Source organism: Mycobacterium sp. IDR2000157661 (genome assembly GCF_022317005.1).
Classification (GTDB): Bacteria; Actinomycetota; Actinomycetes; order Mycobacteriales; family Mycobacteriaceae; genus Mycobacterium.
In genome coordinates this window covers 369,197-388,438 of sequence record NZ_CP081006.1, presented here as the reverse complement: position 1 = coordinate 388,438, position 19,242 = coordinate 369,197, and the positions used below count along the sequence as shown (strand labels likewise).

General features: G+C 65.2%; 20 protein-coding genes. 14 read left to right on the top strand and 6 right to left on the bottom strand.

Annotated elements, in window-relative coordinates:
• Positions 1–225: 225 nt before the first annotated feature.
• The 5 genes from K3G64_RS02775 to K3G64_RS02755 are packed head-to-tail and all read left to right on the top strand — an operon-like array spanning position 226 to position 4,147.
• Complete coding sequence (locus K3G64_RS02775; protein WP_238888829.1) at positions 226–885, top strand: acyltransferase; 660 nt, start codon at positions 226–228, stop codon at positions 883–885.
• A 17-nt stretch (positions 886–902) separates the two neighbouring features.
• Positions 903–1,766 (top strand): SAM-dependent methyltransferase, encoded by an 864-nt coding sequence (locus K3G64_RS02770; protein WP_238888828.1) that lies wholly within the window; start codon positions 903–905, stop codon positions 1,764–1,766.
• Between the two features lie 43 nt (positions 1,767–1,809).
• Positions 1,810–2,049 (top strand): phosphopantetheine-binding protein, encoded by a 240-nt coding sequence (locus K3G64_RS02765; protein WP_238888826.1) that lies wholly within the window; start codon positions 1,810–1,812, stop codon positions 2,047–2,049.
• Positions 2,046–3,407, top strand: a complete 1,362-nt coding sequence (locus K3G64_RS02760) for a class I adenylate-forming enzyme family protein (RefSeq protein ID WP_238888824.1) — start codon at positions 2,046–2,048, stop codon at positions 3,405–3,407. The genes K3G64_RS02765 and K3G64_RS02760 overlap by 4 nt, the downstream gene beginning before the upstream one ends.
• Positions 3,404–4,147 (top strand): SDR family NAD(P)-dependent oxidoreductase, encoded by a 744-nt coding sequence (locus K3G64_RS02755; protein WP_238888822.1) that lies wholly within the window; start codon positions 3,404–3,406, stop codon positions 4,145–4,147. The genes K3G64_RS02760 and K3G64_RS02755 overlap by 4 nt, the downstream gene beginning before the upstream one ends.
• Positions 4,148–4,192: 45 nt before the next feature.
• Here the strand turns inward: K3G64_RS02755 and K3G64_RS02750 are convergent, their stop codons facing one another.
• The 6 genes from K3G64_RS02750 to K3G64_RS02725 all read right to left on the bottom strand — a co-directional run bounded on the left by K3G64_RS02750 (position 4,193) and on the right by K3G64_RS02725 (position 8,450).
• Positions 4,193–4,837 carry a Maf family protein gene (locus K3G64_RS02750; RefSeq protein WP_238888820.1) on the bottom strand — a complete coding sequence of 215 codons (645 nt, stop codon included), beginning with the start codon at positions 4,835–4,837 and terminating at the stop codon, positions 4,193–4,195.
• A complete protein-coding gene (locus K3G64_RS02745) occupies positions 4,834–5,121 on the bottom strand; it encodes an acyl-CoA carboxylase epsilon subunit (protein WP_370647073.1) in 288 nt (95 codons plus the stop codon). Before K3G64_RS02745 ends, K3G64_RS02750 begins: the two co-directional genes overlap by 4 nt.
• Complete coding sequence (locus K3G64_RS02740) at positions 5,118–6,758, bottom strand: acyl-CoA carboxylase subunit beta (protein ID WP_238888819.1); 1,641 nt, start codon at positions 6,756–6,758, stop codon at positions 5,118–5,120. Before K3G64_RS02740 ends, K3G64_RS02745 begins: the two co-directional genes overlap by 4 nt.
• A 60-nt stretch (positions 6,759–6,818) precedes the next feature.
• Entirely contained in the window at positions 6,819–7,538 is a 720-nt protein-coding gene (locus K3G64_RS02735) for a hypothetical protein (protein ID WP_238888817.1), read from the bottom strand.
• Between the two features lie 18 nt (positions 7,539–7,556).
• The gene (locus K3G64_RS02730) at positions 7,557–8,213 is read right to left on the bottom strand and encodes a cutinase family protein (protein WP_370647072.1); all 657 of its coding nucleotides are present in this window, start codon (positions 8,211–8,213) and stop codon (positions 7,557–7,559) included.
• 99 nt (positions 8,214–8,312) lie between these two features.
• Positions 8,313–8,450, bottom strand: coding sequence for a hypothetical protein (locus K3G64_RS02725; protein ID WP_238951051.1), 138 nt, complete (start codon positions 8,448–8,450; stop codon positions 8,313–8,315).
• 82 nt (positions 8,451–8,532) lie between these two features.
• Between K3G64_RS02725 and K3G64_RS02720 the strand changes: the two genes are divergently transcribed.
• The 9 genes from K3G64_RS02720 to K3G64_RS02680 all read left to right on the top strand — a co-directional run bounded on the left by K3G64_RS02720 (position 8,533) and on the right by K3G64_RS02680 (position 19,197).
• Complete coding sequence (locus K3G64_RS02720) at positions 8,533–9,450, top strand: right-handed parallel beta-helix repeat-containing protein (protein ID WP_370647071.1); 918 nt, start codon at positions 8,533–8,535, stop codon at positions 9,448–9,450.
• A 179-nt stretch (positions 9,451–9,629) separates the two neighbouring features.
• Positions 9,630–10,937, top strand: a complete 1,308-nt coding sequence (locus tag K3G64_RS02715) for a Wzz/FepE/Etk N-terminal domain-containing protein (protein ID WP_238888815.1) — start codon at positions 9,630–9,632, stop codon at positions 10,935–10,937.
• Between the two features lie 9 nt (positions 10,938–10,946).
• Positions 10,947–11,717, top strand: a complete 771-nt coding sequence (locus tag K3G64_RS02710; protein ID WP_238888813.1) for an FkbM family methyltransferase — start codon at positions 10,947–10,949, stop codon at positions 11,715–11,717.
• 11 nt (positions 11,718–11,728) lie between these two features.
• The gene (locus tag K3G64_RS02705; RefSeq protein WP_238888811.1) at positions 11,729–12,742 is read left to right on the top strand and encodes a glycosyltransferase family 4 protein; all 1,014 of its coding nucleotides are present in this window, start codon (positions 11,729–11,731) and stop codon (positions 12,740–12,742) included.
• A gap of 278 nt (positions 12,743–13,020) precedes the next feature.
• Complete coding sequence (locus tag K3G64_RS02700; RefSeq protein ID WP_370647070.1) at positions 13,021–14,520, top strand: sugar transferase; 1,500 nt, start codon at positions 13,021–13,023, stop codon at positions 14,518–14,520.
• Between the two features lie 319 nt (positions 14,521–14,839).
• Positions 14,840–15,919 (top strand): hypothetical protein, encoded by a 1,080-nt coding sequence (locus K3G64_RS02695; RefSeq protein WP_238888810.1) that lies wholly within the window; start codon positions 14,840–14,842, stop codon positions 15,917–15,919.
• Positions 15,916–16,665: an SGNH/GDSL hydrolase family protein gene (locus tag K3G64_RS02690; protein ID WP_238888808.1), complete on the top strand. Its 750-nt coding sequence runs from the start codon at positions 15,916–15,918 to the stop codon at positions 16,663–16,665. The genes K3G64_RS02695 and K3G64_RS02690 overlap by 4 nt, the downstream gene beginning before the upstream one ends.
• Before the next feature lie 32 nt (positions 16,666–16,697).
• The gene (locus tag K3G64_RS02685) at positions 16,698–17,837 is read left to right on the top strand and encodes a hypothetical protein (protein WP_238888806.1); all 1,140 of its coding nucleotides are present in this window, start codon (positions 16,698–16,700) and stop codon (positions 17,835–17,837) included.
• A complete protein-coding gene (locus K3G64_RS02680) occupies positions 17,827–19,197 on the top strand; it encodes a hypothetical protein (protein WP_238888805.1) in 1,371 nt (456 codons plus the stop codon). The genes K3G64_RS02685 and K3G64_RS02680 overlap by 11 nt, the downstream gene beginning before the upstream one ends.
• Positions 19,198–19,242: the final 45 nt, after the last annotated feature.

Sequence of the window (19,242 nt, the reverse complement as noted above, 5' to 3'; positions counted from 1 at the left end):
CGTGCGGGCCACACCCACCGGCTGATGTTCGACTTTCTGCTGCGGCGGGCGGGGACGTGGATGCTCGATCGTCGAATACCAAGCGGCCGTGGTACTCAGAAACATCGTGATTTCAGCGCCCCAATCCGTCTGCTACTTGGATGTCATTGGTGCGTCGAGCTCGGTCTCGGCTGGCTTGGTGCGGCAGGAACCGCCACTGTACGATGCCGTCCTATGAAGGTCCGTTTGCTCGTCGCAGCGGTGCTTGCCCTGCTCCCCAGTCGGCTGCATCGGCTCGGGGGCACTCTACTACTCGGCTGGAAGGTCCATCCGACGGCTCATCTCGGGCACAGCATCATCGCGGCCCGTCGGGTCACGATCGGTGCAGGCGCCACTATCGGCTCGGGCAACGTGATCAAGGGCATCGATGAACTGACCATGGGCGATGGATCGATCATCAGCTATCTCAATTGGATCTCTGGCCCGCCGGTCAGCAGTGGAGCCTTCAGATACTCACCGAAGCGCCACCCGGCGCTCGTGATGGGCCGGGGTGTGGCGATTGGTGGGCGAAACATCATCGACTGCTCGGACACCGTGACGTTCGGCGAGTTCGCCACGATGGGCGGTTACCGGTCAGTGATCTTGACTCACAGCGCCGATCTGATCCGGAATCGCATGCGTTGCGCCCCGGTGACGATCGGTGAACGGTCCGCAGTCTTGAGCAACGTTCTCATCTTGACCGGCACTTCGGTCGCTCCGCGGTCCATTGTCTCGGCCGGTTCGGTGGTGAATACGCCATTGACCAAGGAATTCACTTTCTACCGCGGCAATCCCGCGGAGGCGGTCCGCCAACTGCCAGAGGACCTCGGCTACTTTGTTCGGACTTCTCCCCGCGTCCTCGAATGAACCCAGGAGCGCAGCACGTGTCCACTGACGACACCGACGTCGCTTACGACCCGGCGACCCACTACGACCGCGTCACCCGGGCGTGGGGGCTCCTCCTCGGTGCCGAGCTGCACTACGGCGTCTTCGACAGCGCCGACACTCCGCTGGAGCCTGCGACCGCACGGCTGACCGATTTGATGATCGAGCAGGCCGACCTCGAGCCGGGCCTGCGGTTGCTCGACGTCGGTTGTGGCTCCGGCACGCAGGCGTGCCGCCTGGCCGAGGACTACGGCGTCGACGTGCTCGGCATCACGACGAGCCAGGTCGGCATCGACGAGTCCAGGGCCCGCGCGCGGTCCAGGGGAATCGGCACCGCGACGTTCGAGCTCCGCGACGCGACGGCCAACGGCCTCCCCGACAACACATTCGATCGTGTCTGGGCGCTCGAATCCTCCCACCTGATGCCCGACCGCGATGCGTTCGTGTCCGAGGCGGCGCGGGTGCTGCGCCCCGGTGGCCGGTTCGTCATGTGCGACATCGTGCGGCTTCGTGAGATCGAATTCTCCGAGCTGCGCCGTCGACGTCACGAGTTCGCCTTGCTCCGCGCGGTTTTCGGCTCGGCGCGGATGGACTCGATCGAGTCCTACACGTCGGCGGCTCGTGCCCACGGTCTCGAGGTCGACCACGTCCTCGACCTCTCCGAAGCCACCTTCCCGACGTTCGCCCGGTGGCGCGAGAACCTCCAAGTCCACGTCGATGCAGTCACGACGGCGCTCGGCGAGCAGGGCGTCGATGAGTTCGCCCGGTCGCTGGATGTGCTCGAGGCGCTGTGGCAGGAGCAGACCCTCGGGTACGCCTTGCTCTCGGCAGCGTCGCCGCTATCCCGTGCCACCTCGCTGTAATAACTTTCTACTCGGTCCCACCCACCACGTAACTGGAGCCTGAATGTCCGATACCCGCAGTCTGGCCGACGAGACCATCCGCCGTTTCCTCGTGCGAATCAAGAAGGAGGCGGAGTTCGACGCCTCGACATCGCTCTACGGAGAGGGGCTCGGACTGGACTCGCTCGAGGTCGCCGAGCTGTCGGTCCTACTTGAGGATGCTCTTGGCAGTGATCCCTTCAGCGAAGGTCGCGAGATCACCGTGGTCGGTGAGGTGCTCGACTTCTATGCCACCTCTGCATGATCGGTCTCGTTCAGCGGTCGGCCCAGCGAACCCCCGATCACCTCGCAGTAGTCGGTGAATCGCGCTCGCTGACCTATGGACAGCTCCTGGCGGAGGCGCGCGATGTGGCGACACAACTCCGCTCTTCGGATGCCGAACGTGTTGCTCTGGCGGAGGACGATCCGGTCAGGAGCCTCATCGTGCTGGTCGGTTGTGCGTATGCGGGAATCGAGGTCTGCGTGCTGCCCCGGGCGGCGACGGACGAGACCGTGTTGTCGACCGCCGAGCGGCTGGGAAGCACGACGATCGTGACGTCGCGTGCGCTCGAGACCTCGCGCGTCCTGGCGACGTCGGCAGTGGTTGCGAAGGCCACGGCCGGCGATGAACCCGGCGAACCCGCAGCGGACGGGTCCGTCCTGGTCCTCACGTCGGGTACCAGCAGCGGTGCTCCCCGGGCGGCCCGTCATCTGTGGAGCCGCCTGGTCGCACCGGTGGAAGCGACTCGTCCGACACCCGAGCAGCGATGGTTCCTCAGCTATGGGCTGAACCAATTCGGCGGTCTTCAGGTCATTCTCCACGTTTTCGCCGCCGGGGCGACGCTCCACATTCCCGACTCGTTCCAGCCGCGGCACGCCGGCCCCCTGCTTACGCGGTGGTCCATCACGCATGCCAGCGGTACGCCCACCTTTTGGAGGTTCGCACTCCTCGAGCTAGTCGGCGCCGCGCTGCCGCCGCTCACCCAGATCACCCTGAGCGGCGAGCCCGTCCCGGCAGCGGTGCTGGCAGATCTCCGAGACCGCTTTCCGGCCGCCCACATCTCTCAGGTCTACGCCGCGACCGAGTTCGGCGCGGCAATCACGGTCAAGGACGGCCTTCCCGGCATCCCCGAGCAGCTCCTGACCGCTCGCGATCACATCCAGTTCGAAGTGCGGAACGGCGAGCTGTGGGTCAGGTCGATGTCGTCGATGCTGGGCTATCGTGATGCCGGTTCGGGTGCCGCCGAGGAAGATCTGGATTGGGCAGACTGGCGCCCGACGGGCGACATCGTGGAGATCATCGACGGCCGACTTCAGTTTCGTGGACGTACATCTGAGGTCATCAACGTGGGCGGCGTCAAAGTGCACCCGGTGCCGATCGAGGAACGCATCGCCTCAGTCGACGGTGTCGTCGTGGTGCGGGTCAGCGGGCGCCCCAACCCGGTGGTCGGTGCGGTGGTCGCCGCAGAAGTGGTTGTCGCGGACGGGTACGACCCCGAGACGGTGATAGCGGCGATCCGAGCCGCTTGCGACGACCTACCTCCCAGTTGGCGACCACGCAGCATAAAGGCGGTCGACGGTTTGGTCACCACCGGAAACAAGATCGCGAGAGGTGCATCATGACCACCACGGACGGTCGCGTCGTCATCGTCACCGGTGGAAGCCGCGGTCTCGGCGCTGGGATCGTCCAGGCCTACCTGGACGCGGGTGATCGAGTCGCGACCTGCGCCCGCACCCGCACCGACCAGGTCGACCGATGGCTTTCCGACGTCGAGATCGGGGATCGGCTGCTCTTCTGTGAAGCCGACGTCAGCGACCGCGGCGACGACGCCGCATTCGTCCGAGCCGTTGTCGAGCGGTGGGGGCGCATCGATGTCCTGGTCAACAACGCCGGAGTCGCTCGTGACGGAGTCATCGCCACCGCTCGTGCCGCCGATGTCGACGCTGTCGTCGACCTCAACGTGAAGGGCACCCTCGAGATGACTCGCCTGGTGAGTCGACGCATGCTCGCCCAGGGCAGCGGTCACATCGTCTCGATCTCCTCAATTGTGGGCTTGTCCGGCTATCGAGGTCTCGCGGTTTACAGCGCGACGAAGGCCGCGATCGACGGGTTGACTCGTGCGCTGGCGCGCGAGCTCGGATCTCGGGGCATTTTCGTCAACTCGGTCGCTCCCGGGTACCTGCGTACCGAAATGTCGCATGGACTCGATGAGGAGCAGCTGGAGCAGATCGTCCGTCGCACCCCGGCCGGACGGTTGGGTGAACCGGAGGACATCGCGCGCCTGGTGATGTTCCTGGCAAGCGAGGACAACTCATACATCACCGGCCAGACATTCGTCGCAGACGGCGGCCTCACAGCCTGACGGACGTCAAGTCTTGTCGCGCATGTCGGCCAACGTGACTCGCGCTCAACCGTTGACGGGATTGGCCGCCCAGAGGTCCGCAATCAACAAGCCCGCCCGCTCGAACAGGCGGCGCAGCAACGGAAGACCGATGCCGATCACCGACGAAGGGTCTCCGTCAACGCCGTCGACGAACCAGCCGCCCAGTCCGTCAAGCGTGAAGCCCCCCGCCACCGCCGTCGGCTCGCCGCTGTCGACGTATGCGTTCAGATCTGTCGGTGACGGCTTTCCGAAACGGACTGTGGTGTAGATCGATTCGCTTGCACGAGATGTGATTGTGTTGTCCTGCAACCGGATAACGCAGTGGCCGGTGTGCAGCTGCCCCGACCCGCCGGCCATCTGTTGCCAGCCGGCCAGTGCCGCTGCCGGGGTCGGCGGTTTACCGACGAGTGCACCGTCTCGGTAGAGCATGGAATCGCAGCCGATGACCACGCAATCCGCGGCGACCTGCGGGTCGAGGTCTGCTACGACGACGTCGGCCTTGGCGATGGCGAGCGCCACCGTGACCTCGGCCGGGGTGGCCGACGGGTCGAGACCGGCGACAACCGCCTCCTCATCGAGCCCGGAGACGATGACCAGCGGGTCGATGCCGGCCTGCCGCAACACCTTCCGGCGACCGGGTGACGCTGACGCGAGGACGACCCGCGTCACCGCCGGCGCATATGTGTGCGCTCGACCAGCGTCACCCGCTGCCAGCTGAAGCTCGCATAGCGCAGCCGATCCACCGGATGACCCCAGAGGTTCTCCTCCTGCTCGCGGGGCTCGGCGGGCACGCTCGACGCGGCGGCCAGCACCGCCATCAGTGCGGCCATCTCTTCGGTGGTCGGCTGACCACGGACCACCTGGATGTGGGCCTCGTGGTCCGTCGGCTGCTCGCTCACAGTGGCTGGATCGTTCGCCCCGCTCACAGTGGCCGGATCATTCGCCCCGCTCACAGTGGAATGTTCCCGTGCTTCTTCGGCGGCACCTGCGTGATCTTGCGTTCCAGCAGCCGCAGGGCAGTCCCGACATAGCCGCGGGTGTGCGACGGCGGAATGACCGCGTCGACGTAGCCGCGCTCGGCCGCGATGTAGGGATTGACCAGAGTGTCTTCGTACTCCTGCTGCAACTGCAGGCGCAGCGCGTCGACGTCTTCTCCGTTCTTGGCCGCCTCCTTGAGCTTCGTGCGGTACACGAAGCCGACCGCGCCGGAGGCTCCCATCACCGCGATCTGCGCGGTGGGCCAGGCGACGTTGACGTCGGCGCCCATCTCCTTGGAGCCCATCACGCAGTACGCGCCGCCGTAGGCCTTGCGGGTGATGACGGTGATCTTGGCAACCGTCGCCTCGCCGTAGGCGTACAGCAGCTTGGCGCCGCGCCGGATGATGCCGTTGTACTCCTGGTCGGTGCCGGGCAGGAAGCCGGGGACGTCCACCAGCATCACGATCGGAACGTTGAAGCAGTCGCAGGTCCGGATGAATCGGGCCGCCTTCTCGGAGGCGTTGATGTCCAGGCAGCCGGCGAACTGCGTCGGCTGGTTGGCGACGATGCCGACCGGACGGCCCTCGATGCGGCCGAAACCGACGATGATGTTCTGGGCGTAGCCGGCCTGCACCTCGAGGAACTCGTCCTCGTCGAGGATCCGGGTGATGACCTCGTGCATGTCGTAGGGCTGGTTCGGCGAATCAGGGATCAAGGTGTCCAGTTCGAGGTCCTCGTCGGTGAGGTTGTCCTCGATCGCGCCCTCCGGCACTTCCTCGGGGTAGCGCGGCGGGTCGGCGTAATTATTGGAGGGCAGATACGACAGCAGCTCGCGAACGTAATCGAACGCGTCCTGCTCACCGGAGGCCACATAGTGCGCCAACCCCGACTTGGCCATGTGGGTGTGCGCGCCGCCGAGTTCCTCCATCGTCACCTCTTCGCCGGTGACGGTCTTGATGACATCGGGCCCGGTGATGAACATCTGGCTGGTCTGGTCGACCATCACCACGAAGTCGGTGAGCGCGGGGGAGTAGACGTGTCCGCCCGCCGCGGCACCCATGATCAACGAGATCTGCGGGATGACGCCCGAAGCCAGGATGTTGTTGTGAAAGATGTTGCTGTACAGGCCCAGCGACACCACGCCCTCTTGGATGCGGGCACCGGCGCCGTCGTTGATGCCGATCAGCGGCCGACCGGTCTTGATCGCGAGTTCCTGGACCTTGACGATCTTCTCGCCGTACACCTCGCCGAGGCTGCCGCCGAAGACCGTCGCGTCCTGGCTGAAGATGCACACCTCACGGCCATCGATGGTGCCGTAGCCGGTCACCACGCCGTCACCGAGCGGCCGGTTGGCCTCGAGGCCGAAGTTGGTGCTGCGGTGGCGGGCCAGCGCGTCGAGTTCGACGAAGGAGCCCTCGTCGAGCAGCGCCAGAATGCGTTCCCGGGCGGTCAGCTTGCCCTTTGCGTGGGTCTTCTCCACCGCCTCCGCACCGACCGGGTGCAGCGTCTCCTCGGCGCGCCTGCGCAGATCGGCGAGCTTGCCCCCGGTGGTGTGAATATCGATCTCGTGTTCGCCGGACGGTTCGACCGACGACTCGTGAACGCTTGTCATGGTGCTCGATGCTATCGACCCGCTCGGGAACCGTTGCCAACGTGCCCGCTTTTCGGTCGTTCAGCTGCCCCAGACGGCCGTGAGAGTGGCGGGCACCTCTTCGGCGTCGAGTTCGTACAACTGCCAATACGCCCACGGCCCGGTCCACTGGGCGATGCGTGAGTCGGTCGTGGCATGCATCGTGCCGTCCGGCAGCCGGATCGTGACGACGTCCCCATATCGGACGACCTCGAACGCATGTCCCGTCCCGTCGTCGGGCAGCGCCAGCGTGCCATGCAGAAGCACCTGTTGTCGTTGAGCGGCGGAGTCCCACACGCTGAAGTGCCACCGTCGATTGGTGGCCGCGAACAGGATGCCGCTGCTGGGAAGCTGTGCTCGCACCCCGGTGCCGCTGTCGTCGGCGATGGAGTCCGATGAGGACACCAACCCGATCGCACCCGATTTCGCAGAGTGGAACTCGGCGACAGCCCCGATCCGGCTGACCGGCGCGGTCATCCGGGCTTCGAGATAGCCTGCCGCATTGCTCTGCTCCGGCCGTCCGTGCGTCAACTCGCTGCCGACGACCGCCAATTCCGACGCGTTTCGTCCGGTGTCGAGAACGGTCAGTGGAGTTCCGTCGTTGGTGACGTCGAGTCGCGGCGAGCTGAAGTCGGCGAAAACCCGATCCCGTTCGTGGTTCGGCAGCTCGTTGATGGTCAGCACGTCGACGAGCCCGATCCCCGCGAGCGCGACGATCAGCGCCACGACGAGGCCACCGCCCAGCAGACCCGATGTCCTCACGGGTGGACCGCCACCTCCTCAGAGCCGCTCTGCGACGAAATCGGTGGCCCCCTCGACCAGCCCAAGCATCAGATACATTCCGTGCACGATGATCAGTCCGCCGTCGGAGCAGATCGGGTCGTAGGGAATGCAGACGTCAATGGTTTTCGACCCGTACAGCGGGCTGAGTTCGGTCAGCGGCCCGCCGGCCCACTTGATCGCCGGGTTGCCGAACACGGCCACCGCGGCGACATGATCAGCGACCTCTGGTGGCATTGGTGCGGTGAACCCGTACATGGGCACGGATACGGCGGTGATCAGATCGATCACGGCGGCGCCTTGGGAGAAGCCGCCGAGCACAATGCGGGTGTTGGGACAATTCGCCACGGTCTGCTGAACATGCGCACTGGCGTCGTTGGCTCCGTCCGCGGCCTTGGTGAAATCGCTGCTGGCCGGGTAATCGACCGCGTACGCACCGACGGATCGACCGCCGACCTTCTTGCGCAGAGAGTCGATGAACGGCCCCCCGATCGCGCCGGGACCCGGCGGCTCGTTGGTGCCGCGGGCGAACACCACCTCGATGTCGGGGCACGCCTCAGCCGACGCATAGGTATTAGAGGCCTGATAACTGCAACCGGCCAATGCCGCGGCCAGCAGGAGGGCCACCACCACACCCGTACTGACCCACCGCTTCACACCGCCGACTGTAGTTGCCGGCGGCCTACCGCGTTGCCGGCGAACACACTCGGTCACCGCCCGCGGTCTGAAGATGTAACAATTGGGTTCGAATTGCGATCAAATGCGCATGATGTTCAGGTCTGGGGGCGCGATGAGGAAATTGATGTCAGTCATGGCCGCGGTGGCATGCGCGATGGCCGTCGGCTCGGTGGGCGGCGGAACGGCTGCGATGGCCAACCCGGTCGCCGACAGCACGGCGGCGCTGCAGGCGAGGTTCGATCAGCTGCAGCCCGGTGACACGCTCACGCTGGAACCCGGTACGTATCAGCACGGCGGGATGCTCTACATCCGGGCGTCCGGCGTTCAGATCAACGGGAATGGCGCGGCGCTGGTTGCCACCAATCCGGCCACGGCCGCCCTGGTGATCCAGGGCGACAACGTCGCGCTGAGCAATCTGGATTTGATCGCGCCAGTCGGCTTGCCGCGCCAGGACGGCACGAACCAAACCATGCTGGTCTTCGGGGGCAGCGGCGTGACGGTCAGCGGCGTCGACATCGTCGGGGGCTCCTCGGCGGGCATGTATGTGCCGCGCGCCACCAATTTCCTGATCGAGAACGTGAACATTCGGGACACCGCGGCCGACGGAATTCAGCTCACAGCGGGCTCGAACAACGGCCAGCTCAACAACGTCACAACCGAGGGGACCGGAGATGACGGCATTGCCGTGGTGTCCCACACGGTCGGGCCCGCGGTCGGTATGTGTCACGACATCGTCGTCAATTCGCCCAGGGTCCTGAGCAACAGGCAGGCCCGCGGGCTCGTCGTCGCGGGAGGCGAAAGGATCTCGTTCAACGACATCAATGTGTCGAACACCAGTGGGTCCGGTCTGTTCATCGGCTCCCAGGCCCAATTCGCCACCGGCTCAGTCCGAGGTGTCACAGTGAACGGCGGGACGATCACCGGTGCCAATTACTCGCCGATTCCTCTGGGTGCGGTCACCGTGTACAGCGCCACGCCCGGCCAGACCGTGGCGGACGTGAACATCAGCGGACTGAGCATCGTGAACACCCCCGCGGAGGCCCATCACAACATCGGTGTTGGGACGGCCGGCGGAACGCTCAGCAACATCAACTTCAGGGACATCGCGATCCAGCAGAGCGGTGGTCTTCCGGTCTTGATCACACTGGACGCGCCGCGCGACACCTACACGGCAACAGGCATCACGCTCAACGGGGCTCCGTACGCCGTCCCCTGACTCGATCGGCGTCCGGTGGGCGCTCGGCGCGCGCCTCCCACTTGTGGCTTGCTAGAAGACGTCCGAACGCGTAACTGACACCCGCCGTCGATGCTCTACGATGTCCCCCATCGAAGCGGAGCAAAGACGGCGCCGGTATCGAATCTGCGGTTTGCAGGCCACCAGCTGAAAGGCGACACATGGAGATTCAGGAACTGTGGCGAATTCTTCGCGAGCGCTGGCTCATTGTCGCGATCGTGACGCTGCTGTTCTTGGTCGGGTCACTTGGCTGGTACTTCCTTCGCCCGCTCGAGTATCAGGCGCAGACGCGGGTGGTCGTGTCCACCAGCGGGGGCACAGGTACCGCGGTTGACGCGTACGCCGGCGAGCGGGTCGCGCAATTGCGGGCGCCGAGCTACTCGGAACTTCTCAAGGGGCCTGAGGTCGCGATGCGGGCCTCCCGCAAACTCGACGGCGAGATCAGTGCGGCCGATATCCAGGATGCGATCGGCACGCGTGTGGCACCGGACCAGCCCTTGATCACCGTCACGGCGGAGGCCTCGAATCCCGGCACCGCCCTGCGGATCGTCGAAGCGGTTCAGGGGGCGTTCCAGGAATACGTGGCAGAGATCGAGCGGCCGGGAGCCACCGGCGCGCTCACGTCCGTCGAGATCACGACCGACGAGCCGACAGTGCGACCCGAAGGCCATTGGAAGCGCGACACGGTGATCGCCGGCCTGATCGGGCTCATCCTCGGCATGCTGCTCGCCGTTGTCCGCGACCGAACCGATCCGGTGATGCGGAAGGCCGGACAGCTGTCCGCGACGGGCCTGCCCTATCTCGGTACGGTGACGGGTCCGACCGACTCGTCCAGCGGGTCTTCGGAGGAGTTCCGCCGTATCGCGCTGGAGTGCCTCATCACCGCCGAGCCACACCTCGGGACCCGACTGCTCGTGGTCGGTGCCGACGAGGCGTCGAATTCGTCGACGATCGCCCGCGGGATGGCCGAGGCGTTGGCCTCCTATGGGAAAAGGGTGACTCTGGTGGATGTCGCGGCTGACAACGGCGGCTACAGCGGCCACCCCGGATGGTCCGATTACCTGGCCGGCATCGTGGAGTGGGACCAGTGCGTGACGGCCACCGACGTCCCCAATGTCACCGAAATACACGCGGGAAGCGACGGCGAGCATCTCGACGCGTACTTCCTCGCCGGACGCCTTCCTCAGGCGCCACTGCCGCTGCGCCGTGGCGAGTATGCGGTGATTGCCGGACCATCGGTAGTCCACACCCCTCTCGCGGTGGCACTGACGTCGGTTGCCGACGCCGGGTTGCTCGTCGCCACGGCCAAGTCCACCCGCCTTGCTGACATCGAGGAGGCCAAGTACGCGCTCGAGGCGATGCGGATGCCTGCGCTGGGTGTGGTGCTCCTGCGTTCGGATAGGAAGAAGCCGGCCGAGACGGTGGACGACGACGAGTCGCAGAGGGATGAGGTCGGTGCGGCGTCTTAGAGGGCACTGGTGACGGCCGGCTCGGCGAACCCAAATATGGCTTTTCGACTGGACTTCGACTTCATTGCGCTGCGCATGCGCAAACTGCTCTGGATGGCGCGGCGCCGCAAGAGACGAGGTCTGCTGCGACAGCGCATCGCCCCTTCCTTGGAGCACACTGATCTTTTCGCCGGTCGTAGCTTCCGTTCGGTCGTCGACGTGGGAGCCAATGTCGGCCAGTTCGCCATCTGGGCCGCCGACGTCCTCGGGGCCGAACAGGTGGTCTGCGTTGAGCCGCTGCCGGCCGCGATCGCTCAACTACGGGAAGTCGCTGATCGGCTGGCGCCCTGTCGCGTCGAGGTGATCGCCGGCGCCCTGGGCGCGACCTCCGAAACGCGGACGCTGCATGTCACGGCGGCGATCGATAGCTCGTCGCTGCTGCCGGTGGCAACCGCTGCGCAGAGCCGCACCGCTTTGCGGGAGACCGGCACCGAGACCGTCGACGTCCTCATAGGAGATGAGGTTCTGCCGGATCGACTCGACGGTCCGTTGCTCATCAAGCTCGATGTCCAGGGCACCGAACTGGATGTCCTTGCCGGGATGCCCAAGACGCTCGCAAAGGCCGACGCGGTGCTTGTGGAGGTATCTTTCCTGCCGCTTTACGAGGGGCAGTCCAACCCGTCCACTGTGGTCGCGTGTCTCCTCGAGGCGGGCTTCGTGCTCACGGGTATCGGCCGCGAGCCAAGATCGGCATCGCCCTGGGTACTCGACCAGGCAGACCTCCTCTTTGAGCGGCGCTGACGGTCGATTCGTTGAAGATTCTCCTCCTCGGTCCTGTGCCGCCGCCCGTCGACGGACGCGCAGTGGCAACCGGCTGGCTGGTCGACGCGCTACGGGGCGATGGTCACGCAGTCACGGTGCTCAACACGCAGGCGGGCGGCATCATCAAATTGCTGCATTGCCTGCGCGCTTTCTTCGCCCTGCTGATCGGTCCGCGGGTGGATCGCGCCGTCGTGGTGGCCTCCGGCGGGGCTGGGCTGGCATTCGAGGCCATTCCGCTGTTCGGGGCACGCCTTCGCCGAGTCACGACCACGCTGACCCACCACTCTTCGCGATATGTTCGCCAATCGTCGCCGATGTTGCGCGTCACGCTCGCCATGGCGGGGGCACGGCTTCGCAACGCGGTCCTGGATGAAGCGATGGGTGCGGAGCTTTCCTCGTTGTATGGCATCGACGCTGATCGCATCATAGTGCTCGACAACGCCGGGCTGATGCCGCTGCACCGCCCGCCCGACAGCGTTACGGCGCGGCGGTGCGCCGTGCACTTGTCGAACCTCTCCGCAGACAAGGGCTTGGGAGCGGTGCTCGAGATCGCCGAGCGCACCGGGGTCGAAGTTCGCCTCGTGGGAGCGCCTTCTGAGGAGGCGACGGCGCTGCTCGACGAGGCGGTCCGGCGGGGTGTCCCGTTCACAGCGGTCGGTCCCCGCTACGGCGATGCCAAGACGTGTGAGTTGATGAAGGCCCGTTGCCTGGTTTTTCCGTCGTACTACCGGCACGAGGCCCAGCCCCTCGTGTTGTACGAGGCCGCCGCGGCGGGATGCGTACCGATCGCCTGGCGGAACGGGTGGATCGGCGAGCAGCTCGGGCGTCTGGGTCTCGACGATTATGTGTTCGATCTGGGCGATGTGGAAGGCATGGCGGCAGCCGTCAAAGAGATTTCCGAGCTTGACGACGCCGCGTTTGCGGCACGATCGGCACAAGTGCGCGCGGCTTTCGAGGCGCAGCACGCAAGGACCCAGCACCAGTTCAGGACGTTGGCGGAGTAGACAGGCCTGTCTGCGACCCTGTTGATACTGCGTTCCACCGTATTAAGGGTCAAGCCGCGCTGCCACCGCGTCCGCGACCGACAATCGCCCCATGCCAAGCGCCGCGTTCCGGCAGGGCGGAGAAGTCGAAGTTCTCGCGAAGTGATTCGTTTGCTGCGGTCGCTAGCATCTTTTTGCTGAAGATATGGCGCAGAGGTGTTAGAGTTCGGCATCCGGTCTTACCCACTGGGTGTGGACCACCAACTTGCATTGGACCGCCGACTGAGGGGATTCACGCAGTGACGACGGAAGCAGTCGTGTCGTGGCGGCCCGACAGCAAGCGCGGCAACGGCGATGAATCGGCGCCGGCGCAACGGTCGTCGCGGGTCAGTTGGCAGAAGCAGTACGCCCGCTGGCTCTTGGTTTCCGACACCGCCATCGTGTGTGCAGCCGTCGTGCTGGCACAGGTTGTCCGCTTCGGTGTCGCGCCCCGAGCGCTGTTTCTCGCAGGACTGTTCTCAGCGGGGCTGATCGCGGTGTGGCTGTGCGCGCTGGCGATTTTCCGGACTCGTTCGCCGGGCGTCATCGGCGCCGGTCTGGAGGAGTACCGCCTCGTCGTCAGCGCGACGGTGTGGACGTTCGGTGCGGTTGCCATCGTCACATTGCTCGCCAGAGTGGACGTCGCCAGGGGATATCTCGCGGTCGCACTACCGCTCGGATTGCTCGGTCTGCTGGCCACCCGCAATCTTCGCCGGGTACACGTAGCGCGGCGGCGGTCGCACGGCATGTATCAGACTGCCGTGCTGGCCATCGGTGACCGCGATGCGGTGGCTGTGCTCGCTGAGGAACTCATGCGCGATCCCGCGAACGGGTACCGAGTGGTGGGGATGTGCGTGCCCAGGTACGGCGAAATCGCCGGCGACAGCATTACGGTCCAGGGACGCGAGATTCCCATCCTCGGAGACGAAACCCAGGCGCTTGCGGCCGTCCACCTGACCGGTGCGGACTCCGTTGCGGTGACCGCCACCGAACAATTGGGCGTGCATGGGATTCGCAAACTCACCTGGGACCTCGAGTCGATGAACATCGAACTGCTGGTCTCCCCGGGCGTGCTGGACGTCGCCGGACCGCGGCTGTCCATGCGGCCGGTCGCCGGGTTCCCGCTGATCCACGTCGAGAAGCCGCAGTATCAGGGCGCTCAGCGGTTCCAGAAGCGGGCATTCGACTTCTGCTTCGCCCTGGCGGCGGTGATCGGCATGTCGCCGCTACTGATCCTGACTGCGCTCGCGGTGAAGCTGACGAGCAGGGGACCGGTCTTCTATGCTGCCGAGCGGATCGGATACGACGGCAAGCCGTTCAAGATGCTGAAATTCCGCAGCATGGTCGACGGGGCCGACCGCATGTTGCAGCCGCTGCTGCTGCAGAACGACAACGACGGCGGCGTTCTGTTCAAGATGCGCGACGATCCGCGTTTGACGCGGGTCGGCCGGTTCATCCGACGCACGAGCATCGACGAACTGCCACAGTTCTTCAACGTGCTCAAGAGAGACATGAGCGTCGTCGGTCCGCGTCCGCCGCTTCGCCGTGAAGTCGAGACCTACGACGGTGACGTCAAGCGAAAGTTCCTCGTCAAGCCCGGCGTCACCGGGTTGTGGCAGGTGAGCGGACGATCGGATCTGTCGTGGGAGGATTCGGTGCGGCTCGACCTGTCCTACGTGGAGAACTGGTCGATGGTGGGCGATCTGATCATCATCGGAAAGACGCTCAGAGCGGTGCTGACCAGAGACGGAGCGTACTGATATCAGCGCCTTGCAACGGCAGCACGGCCCGCTCGATAGGATCGACCCCAGTTGAGGACGTGCTTGATGTCAATTGGGGAGGGGAGTCCTGTCGGTTAAGAAGGCCAGTGAGGAGAATGTGGCGGCAAGCCCCGGACGCGCGAACGCCACCCTCACTGCCGTCGACCAGGTTCTCTCCAGCGCGAGCAACGCGCTGGTGATTCTGGCTCTAGCCCAAGTCTCAACGGTTGGGGAATTCGGTATTGCCGCGCTTCTGATGGCCGTTATCTCGATGTGCTTGGGCTTCAACCGGGGGGCAATCGGTACCGTCCTGCTCCTATTGAGCAACTACAACCTCAAGCAGATTCGGGCGGAGGCCGGATATGCGCTGACATGGTCCTTCGGGACCCTGGCGATAGCGTCCTGCGCACTCTTGGCGATCGGAGCCGGTCTCGGCGAGATCTGGCTCGGCGCCGCCTTCGCGCTGGTCGCCCCGGTCATCGCGCTGCAGGACACGCTGCGCATCACCGCGCTCGCGATGGGCAATGCCCTGGCGGCGGTCATTTCCGACGGATTGTGGACCCTATTGGTGATCGTGCTGTTCGTCGTGAACGCGCTGGACCTCTGGGGTTCCACTGAAAGCTCGGTGCTGGTATGGGGGCTGGGCGGCGCGGTGGGATGGCTTGTCCTCGCATCCGCCACCCGAGTCACCCCGACTTTCCGACGGCTTTTCGAGTGGTGGAGCACCTACTGGCAAGCCCGGCTTCGCTTCGGGGCGAACTACTCGCTCGACCAGGTCGGCGCGGTCTTCTTGACCGCCATCGCCACCGTGCTGGTGGGCACCGCCGCCGCGGCGGCGCTGCGGGGCGCGTTCACGTTGTTCGGACCGCTGGCCATGCTCATCACCGCCTTCATGCTGATCTTCGTCCCCCAGGTGAGACGAGCGACGGGTTCCGTGGCCGACCAATGGCGCCGCATGCTCACGGCGTCGGCGGTCCTGTCGCTGTTGGGCGTGGGCACCGCCGTCGTGTTGCTCGCCATTCCTGATGCCGTCGGAGAACTGATCCTCGGCGAGGTGTGGCAACCAGCGATGACCGTGGTGCCCTATGTGGGCATCAGCAGCGTCGCAGTAGCCTGGATGGTGAGCACGAACAGCATGCTTGCGGCGCAGGGTATGAGCGTCTCGCTGCTACGGTTGCACGTCCTGCAAGTGGTGTTGATCGTGCTGTTGAGCGCCGCGGGCGGTTTCATCTTCCACACGGCGGCGGGAATCGCCGCGGGCGAAGCGGTGGCGAGTTGGGCCGCGGCGGCGATTCTGCTGACGTACGTCACCAAGGTGGTGAGGCGGTTGTCCGACGATCGGGCAGCGCCATCACGAGATAGGGAAGACGATGCTTCATCGAGGCAGGTGTTGACGTGAAGAGGATCCGTCGGACCACCGTCATCGGCATCGCGGCTGTCGTCGCGCTGATCGGTCTGGGCGCCGGTCTGGCCGTGGGCGTGAACAACAAGGTCGCCAACAGCGTTTCCGCGCCGCCGAGCACTCCGGCGTCGGCCGAGCCGACGGTGCTGCCGGTGCCGGTGCCGAAGAAGGTCGTCCTCATCGGCGACTACACCGCGGAGACCAACGCCGGAGGCAGCGGCCCGCGGAATTGGACAGCGCTGGTCGGCCTGGCGCTGCAGACCAATCAACCCACGCAGGTGGTGCGAGACAACGCCGAGGGCTCGGGATACGTGGCGGCGGGCGCATACAACCAGACCTATCTGGATGCGGCAAAGGTCTTGGTCAAGCCGGACGTCAGTGTCGTCGTGATCTTCGGCAGTCGCTTCGACATGTACGCGGCGCCGGACGCCGTGAAGAATGCGGCCCTGGCGACCTACGCAGCTGTCCGGGAAGAGGCGCCGGACGCTGTCCTGCTTGTCGTCGGACCGACATGGCCGGGCGACCAACCACCCCCGGCACTTCTCAACACCCGAGATATGGTGCGCGACGCGGCCAACGAGGCCGGCGCTGTCTTCGTCGATCCGATTGAGCAGGGCTGGTTCGCCGACGACCCCGGAAAGCTGATGGCTCCGGACAATATCCATCCGACAGACGCAGGGCATGAACGGATCGCGCTCGGCATCTACCAATCCACCATGGAAGCGCTTGAACGGCAGAGCTGATCGCCAGCCGTCCTGATACGAAGGGCCGAATCGTGAAACGCATACTTGATAAGTTCTCGCGGCGCATGTGGGCCGTCGTGCTGGTGTTCGCATTGATCGGTGCCGGCGCCGGGCTGCTGCGGATGTATCTGAAGGACTACGCCTACGAGGCGACCGCCACCGTCTATGTCACCCCGCCGATCAGCAGTAGTGCATCGGACGCTCTGACCGCGGACCAATATGCGGCGAACCGTACCCAGCTCTACCTTTCGTTCATCGAAAGCCCGGAGCTGGCGCGGGCGGTGACCGAACAGCTGCCGGGCAACCCGTCGCCGGAGGAACTCGCCGGAAGGGTGGAGGGCGAGGCGACTCCGCTGACATCGCTGCTGTCGATCACCGCCAGCGGCGACTCGCCAAGCGATGCCCGAAACCTGGCGATCTCCTACGCCGAGGCGCTGCCCTCCTTCGCGAGGTCGATCGAAGGATCGGGCGGACTGCGTGGGGCCCCCAGCGTGGTCACCGTCGCGCTTCCCATCGCAGAGGAGCCGGGATTCATCAAGCGGTACGGCCTGTTGATCGCTCTGATGGTGGGCGCGGGGCTGTTGGGTGCGTTGTATTCCTTCGCCTACCAACGCCATTACCCCAATGTGCGGACCACCGGTCAGCTGCGTCGTGAGCTGCAGATCGCGCTCGCCGAGAACGTCGATATCAAGAACTCGCCGCGTCAGCTCCGGCGTCTTCAGGCCGAGCTGCTCACCGATTCCGACAACGATCGCTGTCTGATGCTCGTCGGCGCCACATCGCGGGACAAGGCAAAGCAGTTCAGCGACGCGTTCACGCAGTTGGTCGAGGAGAGCGGCCGGACGGGGATCGAAATCATCGACATCCCGGCTCTGCTGGAAAGCAGCGCCTCGGCGGCGGCGCTACACCGGACCGATTGCCAACAGGCGTTGATGGTGACGCGATACAACGTGACGTCGCTGCGCGATGCCAAGGCGTTGCGCGACCTACTCGCCATGAACAACATCGAGCTACGTGGAGCGGTCATCCAGCGCAGCAGCAGGCTTCCGTGGCACCGCGAATCAACGCCACCCGCCGAGCCCGCGCCGCGCGACGACGAGGCCGAATCGCCTTGGCCCACCATCGATGTGCTCGAAGCCGAAAAGCATGGAAGGCGGGTTCGTGCCGACTGATTTCGGCCCCTCGCTTCTGACCAACACCGCGCTGGGCACCATCGCGGTTCTGACGACGGCGCTGGCGATCTGGATCTGGTGGAGGCGGTCCTCCGCCGCGCTGGCGCCGGTACTGCTGGCGGTTCCACTGCTGCTGATCGCGCTGTTCGGCGTCCCCTTGTGGGAGTGGTCGAAGCATTCCAAGGGCGCCGGCCTCGGCCCCGAGATCCGCGGGGTGCCATTCACCCACTCCATCGGCGTCACAGCCCTTCTGTGGGCCTGCATAGGCGCCGGATTGTCGGCGCTTCTGCTGCCGGCGGTCGGCCGTGGCGCGGAACGCGCAGCCGATCGCGGGCCGGCAGCGCCCACCGACTTCCATTCCCGCACCACCTCCGTCGTCTGCATCTGGGCGACACTGGGTTCGCTTGCGGTGTGGCTGATCGGCAGCGGGCCAAGCATTCTGGTGCGCGACTACTACCTGCAGAGCGACGGCATCGAGTTCTTCTTGCTGGTCGGCTGGCCGCTGTGCTTTCTCGCCGCGATCATCACGTTGGTACTGAGCATCTTCGAACGCGATCCCCTTCTGAAGCTGTTCATGTGGGCGGCCGTTGCCGCGGTGTACATCGTGATGACGGCCGTCGGGACGCGGATGGCCATCACCTTTCCGGCCGTCGCCGCGTTTGTGCTGGTTGGGAACATGGTGCGAAATCGAAGGCTGTATGTGGTGTCATTGGTGGCCGCAGTGGGCTTACTCGGATTGGCCGCGTTCACATTCAGCGTGGTGTTCACCGCCCGAGGAGTCCCGCACGGCCTGCTGAATTTGCCTGGAATCGTGATGGCGGTCGTCGATCGAAGCAATAGCCTCTCGAATCTGGTGTTGACACCGGTCAAACAGCTCGTCTCGTCCATCGCCGTCGCCTACCCGCTCGTCGAGCGATCTGCGCAGTACGACTTGCTCGAGATTCTCATCGCAAACGCCAACCCGCTTCCCGGCACCGCCGTGGGAAGGGGATTCGAAGTGTACTGGCCCTATTCCTGGGTACCGCTGGCGTTTGTCGGGACCTGGTACGGTTCGACCGGTTGGCTGGGTCAACTGCTGCTCTACTGCTTCATGGGATGGACGACCGGATACGCCATGGCCAACTTCCTCCGTAGTCGGCTGTCGTACTTATGGCTTCTCACGGTGCCGGTCGCGTTGGCCCTTGGCGCGCTGTCGATTCAGTACACCTCGCGCAACGTCTGGCGGGTGTTGTCGATTGCCGTGGTGCTGCTCGTCGTGTCCTACCTGATACGACGAAAACGCGTCGGAAGCACATCTGACGATGATGCGGAGACGCTGTCGTCTTCGCCGCTGCAGCCGACACCGACCGGCGCAGTCTGACAACCGATGTGAACCGCAGAAACCGGAGTTGAGGTGAGTTCGTGT

Bases quoted from the DNA above. Each gene is read 5' to 3' on its own strand.
- K3G64_RS02720 (WP_370647071.1), top strand. From the start codon at position 8,533: ATGCTCTACATCCGGGCGTCCGGCGTTCAGATCAACGGGAATGGCGCG.
- K3G64_RS02755 (WP_238888822.1), top strand. From the start codon at position 3,404: ATGACCACCACGGACGGTCGCGTCGTCATCGTCACCGGTGGAAGCCGC.
- K3G64_RS02715 (WP_238888815.1), top strand. From the start codon at position 9,630: ATGGAGATTCAGGAACTGTGGCGAATTCTTCGCGAGCGCTGGCTCATT.
- K3G64_RS02740 (WP_238888819.1), bottom strand. From the start codon at position 6,758: ATGACAAGCGTTCACGAGTCGTCGGTCGAACCGTCCGGCGAACACGAG.
- K3G64_RS02760 (WP_238888824.1), top strand. From the start codon at position 2,046: ATGATCGGTCTCGTTCAGCGGTCGGCCCAGCGAACCCCCGATCACCTC.
- K3G64_RS02765 (WP_238888826.1), top strand. From the start codon at position 1,810: ATGTCCGATACCCGCAGTCTGGCCGACGAGACCATCCGCCGTTTCCTC.